We start from the raw sequence: 1,643 nt of genomic DNA on the forward strand, positions 1-1,643 counted from the left end.
TAATTAAAGAAACTGATTAGCGATATTCCCATAAATCCAACATACCACCATACGAAAGGATATTTCAGTTCATTTCCTTTAGTAATAAAACTGTATACCAATAATAATACCGCAAGAAATGGAATTCCCAATTTGTATATTCCAGAATCTAATCCTATGAGTTGTACTATACCAGTACCAAATATTAAAATCCAGTATAAATAATGAATATAGAGCCTAAACATCGGATAAAAATGCGTTTAAATAGGGTTTTAAATTTTTATTCACGATTTTATTCCAGGTGTAATTGTCTAATGAATTTACAATTGAATCATGATTATAGTTTGATCTATTCTGATAATATTTTTCCAGAGCATCACAGAATGAATCGGAGGTATCCAGGCATAAAATACCATTATCTTCATTTATTAAATTGGAATTTTCATAAGTAGCTGTGCCAATGCAAACCATTCCGGCCAGAATATATTCAAAAGTTTTTGTTGGTGGCTGAAAATTAAAATATGGTGTAATTGGGATATAACATACACCTATATTTGACTCCCTGTAATAGTCCAGAATTTCATCGAAGTTTTTACGACCATGAAATTTTACAATCTCAGAAAGATTTAAGTTTTGAATTGTTTTGCGAAGCAACTCTTCTTCTTGAATTGATCCAAATCCAAATATATTGTAAAAACATTCGATCTTAGCGTTGTATTTCCTATAAAATTTAGAAAAGCCAATAACTGTTTCATGCAACTTTCTGTGATTTAACGTACCCACATACAATAGTTTTATAGAGTCGTATCCAGAATTACTATCCTGTAATATTTCTGCTCCTAAAGGCAAGTAATGGCATTTTGAAGGATTAATAGCAATATGTTTAATCAATCCTCTAGATATAATCGTAATGTGATCAAAGAAATAAGACTCAAATCGAAGCTGCCGATTTTGAAACCAGTTAACTAGTGGGTTTTCCTTAACAGATCCAGTTCTGAAATCTAAAATCACAGTTTTATTTCCTGACAACAATTTAACCAGGAAGCAAAACTTAAAACTATAAGTAAAAATGATATGATAATCAGAATGAATTACTTCTTTTATAACATACTTCAGCCATCTAAAATATCTCAAAAATCGATTTCCCTTAAGAGGCACATACTTTATTCGAACACCGGGAAGAACTTTCTTTTTTAATCCCTCATTAAAACAAAGAAATGTAATCGAAAAATCCTGTGTTAAATATTTACAGTAATAATAATAATCGGTAAGGTACCCAAATTGCCCGGGAGAAATAAGTAACAATTTCTTTTTCATTGGAAAAAATTAATGGGAATTTTAGAATGCTTTTTCATACAACTCTTCGTAAGCCGAAACCATTTTCTCTTGTGAAAAATACTCTGCAATTATTCTTCTTCCCTCCTTACCTAATTCTTTCATTTGCTTTTTATCACCTGCCAGTTCAATAATACTTTCTGATATTTCCTCAATTCTATGCAAACTTGTAATTTTTGCACAATTGCCTTTTTCTGTAATTTCTTTAAAAACTGGTATATCAGAAATAACAACTGGTAATTCACAACTCATCATTTCCAATAACGCAAGTGCCAGACCCTCGATAGGTTGATTGAAAAAGACCAATGTCAGCCTGATTTAAATATTTT

3 protein-coding genes are annotated in these 1,643 nt (G+C 30.6%); all 3 read right to left on the bottom strand.

The window, feature by feature from the left end:
• Positions 1–224, bottom strand: a 224-nt coding sequence (locus tag JCM15579_RS21095; RefSeq protein ID WP_218186263.1) for a hypothetical protein, incomplete at its 3' end; no start/stop codon positions are given.
• A complete protein-coding gene (locus JCM15579_RS19900; RefSeq protein WP_172677483.1) occupies positions 217–1,008 on the bottom strand; it encodes a glycosyltransferase in 792 nt (263 codons plus the stop codon). The genes JCM15579_RS21095 and JCM15579_RS19900, both read right to left, overlap by 8 nt.
• A 309-nt stretch (positions 1,009–1,317) precedes the next feature.
• Positions 1,318–1,620, bottom strand: coding sequence for a glycosyltransferase (locus JCM15579_RS19905; protein WP_054723048.1), 303 nt, complete (start codon positions 1,618–1,620; stop codon positions 1,318–1,320).
• Between the last annotated feature and the right edge of the window lie 23 nt (positions 1,621–1,643).

This window comes from Marinifilum fragile JCM 15579, from assembly GCF_001310955.1.
Lineage (GTDB): Bacteria > Bacteroidota > Bacteroidia > Bacteroidales > Marinifilaceae > Marinifilum > Marinifilum fragile.